Source organism: Streptococcus timonensis (assembly GCF_047460355.1).
Taxonomy (GTDB): Bacteria; Bacillota; Bacilli; order Lactobacillales; family Streptococcaceae; genus Streptococcus; species Streptococcus timonensis_A.
On the sequence record NZ_JASHGL010000010.1, the window covers coordinates 1 to 5,075 of the forward strand.

The 5,075-nt window shown below is 49.5% G+C and carries 2 tRNA genes and 2 rRNA genes; all 4 read right to left on the reverse strand.

What is annotated here, in order from left to right:
* Positions 1 to 28 precede the first annotated feature (28 nt).
* Positions 29 to 2,928, reverse strand: a 23S ribosomal RNA gene (locus QM941_RS09735).
* A gap of 123 nt (positions 2,929 to 3,051) precedes the next feature.
* Positions 3,052 to 3,124 (reverse strand) — tRNA-Ala (locus QM941_RS09740).
* A gap of 50 nt (positions 3,125 to 3,174) precedes the next feature.
* Positions 3,175 to 4,720: ribosomal RNA gene (locus tag QM941_RS09745) — 16S ribosomal RNA — on the reverse strand.
* Together the 16S and 23S rRNA genes with 2 tRNA genes alongside form the textbook arrangement of a ribosomal RNA operon.
* Positions 4,721 to 4,957: 237 nt before the next feature.
* A tRNA-Glu gene (locus tag QM941_RS09750) sits at positions 4,958 to 5,029 on the reverse strand.
* Between the last annotated feature and the right edge of the window lie 46 nt (positions 5,030 to 5,075).

The window sequence follows — 5,075 nt, forward strand, 5'->3', positions numbered from 1 at the left end:
CTAATCACGCTTCGTATTCTCAGTTACTTTGGATAAGTCCTCGAGCTATTAGTATTAGTCCGCTACATGTGTCGCCACACTTCCACTTCTAACCTATCTACCTGATCATCTCTCAGGGCTCTTACTGATATATAATCATGGGAAATCTCATCTTGAGGTGGGTTTCACACTTAGATGCTTTCAGCGTTTATCCCTTCCCTACATAGCTACCCAGCGATGCCTTTGGCAAGACAACTGGTACACCAGCGGTAAGTCCACTCTGGTCCTCTCGTACTAGGAGCAGATCCTCTCAAATTTCCTACGCCCGCGACGGATAGGGACCGAACTGTCTCACGACGTTCTGAACCCAGCTCGCGTGCCGCTTTAATGGGCGAACAGCCCAACCCTTGGGACCGACTACAGCCCCAGGATGCGACGAGCCGACATCGAGGTGCCAAACCTCCCCGTCGATGTGAACTCTTGGGGGAGATAAGCCTGTTATCCCCAGGGTAGCTTTTATCCGTTGAGCGATGGCCCTTCCATACGGAACCACCGGATCACTAAGCCCGACTTTCGTCCCTGCTCGAGTTGTAGCTCTCGCAGTCAAGCTCCCTTATACCTTTACACTCTGCGAATGATTTCCAACCATTCTGAGGGAACCTTTGGGCGCCTCCGTTACCTTTTAGGAGGCGACCGCCCCAGTCAAACTGCCCGTCAGACACTGTCTCCGATAGGGATCACCTATCTGGGTTAGAGTGGCCATAACACAAGGGTAGTATCCCAACAACGTCTCCTTCGAAACTGGCGTCCCGATCTCTTAGACTCCTACCTATCCTGTACATGTGGTACAGACACTCAATATCAAACTGCAGTAAAGCTCCATGGGGTCTTTCCGTCCTGTCGCGGGTAACCTGCATCTTCACAGGTACTAAAATTTCACCGAGTCTCTCGTTGAGACAGTGCCCAAATCATTACGCCTTTCGTGCGGGTCGGAACTTACCCGACAAGGAATTTCGCTACCTTAGGACCGTTATAGTTACGGCCGCCGTTTACTGGGGCTTCAATTCATACCTTCGCTTGCGCTAAGCACTCCTCTTAACCTTCCAGCACCGGGCAGGCGTCACCCCCTATACATCATCTTACGATTTAGCAGAGAGCTGTGTTTTTGATAAACAGTTGCTTGGGCCTATTCACTGCGGCTGACTAAAGTCAGCACCCCTTCTCCCGAAGTTACGGGGTCATTTTGCCGAGTTCCTTAACGAGAGTTCTCTCGATCACCTGAGGCTACTCGCCTCGACTACCTGTGTCGGTTTGCGGTACGGGTAGAGTATGTTAAACGCTAGAAGCTTTTCTTGGCAGTGTGACGTCACTAACTTCGCTACTAAACTTCGCTCCCCATCACAGCTCAATGTTATAGAACTAAGCATTTAACTCAGTTCACACCTCACTGCTTAGACAGACACTTCCAATCGTCTGCTTTAGTTAGCCTACTGCGTCCCTCCATCACTACATACTCTAGTACAGGAATATCAACCTGTTGTCCATCGGATACACCTTTCGGTCTCTCCTTAGGTCCCGACTAACCCAGGGCGGACGAGCCTTCCCCTGGAAACCTTAGTCTTACGGTGGACAGGATTCTCACCTGTCTTTCGCTACTCATACCGGCATTCTCACTTCTATGCGTTCCAGCACTCCTCACGGTATACCTTCATCACACATAGAACGCTCTCCTACCATACCTATAAAGGTATCCACAGCTTCGGTAAATTGTTTTAGCCCCGGTACATTTTCGGCGCAGGGTCACTCGACTAGTGAGCTATTACGCACTCTTTGAATGAATAGCTGCTTCTAAGCTAACATCCTAGTTGTCTGTGCAACCCCACATCCTTTTCCACTTAACAATTATTTTGGGACCTTAGCTGGTGGTCTGGGCTGTTTCCCTTTCGACTACGGATCTTAGCACTCGCAGTCTGACTGCCGACCATAATTCTTTGGCATTCGGAGTTTATCTGAGATTGGTAATCCGGGATGGACCCCTCACCCAAACAGTGCTCTACCTCCAAGAATCTCTAATGTCGACGCTAGCCCTAAAGCTATTTCGGAGAGAACCAGCTATCTCCAAGTTCGTTTGGAATTTCTCCGCTACCCACAAGTCATCCAAGCACTTTTCAACGTGCCCTGGTTCGGTCCTCCAGTGCGTCTTACCGCACCTTCAACCTGCTCATGGGTAGGTCACATGGTTTCGGGTCTACGACATAATACTAAAGCGCCCTATTCAGACTCGGTTTCCCTGCGGCTCCGTCTCTTCAACTTAACCTCGCATCATATCGTAACTCGCCGGTTCATTCTACAAAAGGCACGCTCTCACCCATTAACGGGCTCGAACTTGTTGTAGGCACACGGTTTCAGGTTCTATTTCACTCCCCTCCCGGGGTGCTTTTCACCTTTCCCTCACGGTACTGGTTCACTATCGGTCACTAGGGAGTATTTAGGGTTGGGAGATGGTCCTCCCAGATTCCGACGAGATTTCACGTGTCTCGCCGTACTCAGGATTCTGCTAGGTACAAAGACTATTTTAAATACGAGGCTTTCACTCTCTTTGGCTGATCTTCCCAAATCATTCTTCTATAGTCTTTGAGTCCACATTGCAGTCCTACAACCCCGAAGAGTAAACTCTTCGGTTTGCCCTCCTGCCGTTTCGCTCGCCGCTACTAAGGCAATCGCTTTTGCTTTCTCTTCCTGCAGCTACTTAGATGTTTCAGTTCACTGCGTCTTCCTCCTCATATCCTTAACAGATATGGGTAACAGGCATTACCTGTTGGGTTCCCCCATTCGGAAATCCCTGGATCATCGCTTACTTACAGCTACCCAAGGCATATCGTCGTTTGTCACGTCCTTCTTCGGCTCCTAGTGCCAAGGCATCCACCGTGCGCCCTTATTAACTTAACCTTATTTTTGACCTTTCAGTCATAAACTCTTATTAATACTACAGCGTTTTCGGTTTATTTTCTTGTTACTATTTGATATAGATATTCAATTTTCAATGTGCATGACTTGGTGATCTCTCACCAATGGAGCCTAGCGGGATCGAACCGCTGACCTCCTGCGTGCAAAGCAGGCGCTCTCCCAGCTGAGCTAAGGCCCCACAAGACCTCTCAAGACTAAACAAGACCAATGTGCTTTCCTTATCCTTAGAAAGGAGGTGATCCAGCCGCACCTTCCGATACGGCTACCTTGTTACGACTTCACCCCAATCATCTATCCCACCTTAGGCGGCTGGCTCCAAATGGTTACCTCACCGACTTCGGGTGTTACAAACTCTCGTGGTGTGACGGGCGGTGTGTACAAGGCCCGGGAACGTATTCACCGCGGCGTGCTGATCCGCGATTACTAGCGATTCCGACTTCATGTAGGCGAGTTGCAGCCTACAATCCGAACTGAGATTGGCTTTAAGAGATTAGCTTGCCGTCACCGGCTTGCGACTCGTTGTACCAACCATTGTAGCACGTGTGTAGCCCAGGTCATAAGGGGCATGATGATTTGACGTCATCCCCACCTTCCTCCGGTTTATTACCGGCAGTCTCGCTAGAGTGCCCAACTGAATGATGGCAACTAACAATAGGGGTTGCGCTCGTTGCGGGACTTAACCCAACATCTCACGACACGAGCTGACGACAACCATGCACCACCTGTCACCTCTGTCCCGAAGGAAAACTCTATCTCTAGAGCGGTCAGAGGGATGTCAAGACCTGGTAAGGTTCTTCGCGTTGCTTCGAATTAAACCACATGCTCCACCGCTTGTGCGGGCCCCCGTCAATTCCTTTGAGTTTCAACCTTGCGGTCGTACTCCCCAGGCGGAGTGCTTAATGCGTTAGCTACGGCACTAAACCCCGGAAAGGGTCTAACACCTAGCACTCATCGTTTACGGCGTGGACTACCAGGGTATCTAATCCTGTTTGCTCCCCACGCTTTCGAGCCTCAGCGTCAGTTACAAGCCAGAGAGCCGCTTTCGCCACCGGTGTTCCTCCATATATCTACGCATTTCACCGCTACACATGGAATTCCACTCTCCCCTCTTGCACTCAAGTTAAACAGTTTCCAAAGCGTACTATGGTTAAGCCACAGCCTTTAACTTCAGACTTATTTAACCGCCTGCGCTCGCTTTACGCCCAATAAATCCGGACAACGCTCGGGACCTACGTATTACCGCGGCTGCTGGCACGTAGTTAGCCGTCCCTTTCTGGTAAGATACCGTCACAGTGTGAACTTTCCACTCTCACACTCGTTCTTCTCTTACAACAGAGCTTTACGATCCGAAAACCTTCTTCACTCACGCGGCGTTGCTCGGTCAGACTTCCGTCCATTGCCGAAGATTCCCTACTGCTGCCTCCCGTAGGAGTCTGGGCCGTGTCTCAGTCCCAGTGTGGCCGATCACCCTCTCAGGTCGGCTATGTATCGTCGCCTTGGTGAGCCGTTACCCCACCAACTAGCTAATACAACGCAGGTCCATCTGGTAGTGGTGCAGTTGCACCTTTTAATTGACTATCATGCAATAATCAATATTATGCGGTATTAGCTATCGTTTCCAATAGTTATCCCCCGCTACCAGGCAGGTTACCTACGCGTTACTCACCCGTTCGCAACTCATCCAGAGAAGCAAGCTCCTCCTTCAGCGTTCTACTTGCATGTATTAGGCACGCCGCCAGCGTTCGTCCTGAGCCAGGATCAAACTCTCATTAAAAGTTTGAGTTCTCACTCATTTCTGTCACTGACAGATTTATTGTTTTTTTCATTGTTCAGTACTACAACAGTATGTTGTAGTGCCCTGCACATTGGTTCGTCTTGTTCAGTTTTCAAAGGTCTTTGCCTCTCACTTCTCTCGTGAGCGACAACTATATTAGTATATCACAGCCAGTTAATCCTGTCAATAGATTTTCAAAACTTTTTTTAAGTTTTTTATCTTGACTCTAGTATACTATAGTCCGTACGGGATTCGAACCCGTGTTACCGCCGTGAAAAGGCGGTGTCTTAACCCCTTGACCAACGGACCATCCCCAGTCTGTCCTTTTTGGACTCTTCCTATTATACCGACTTTT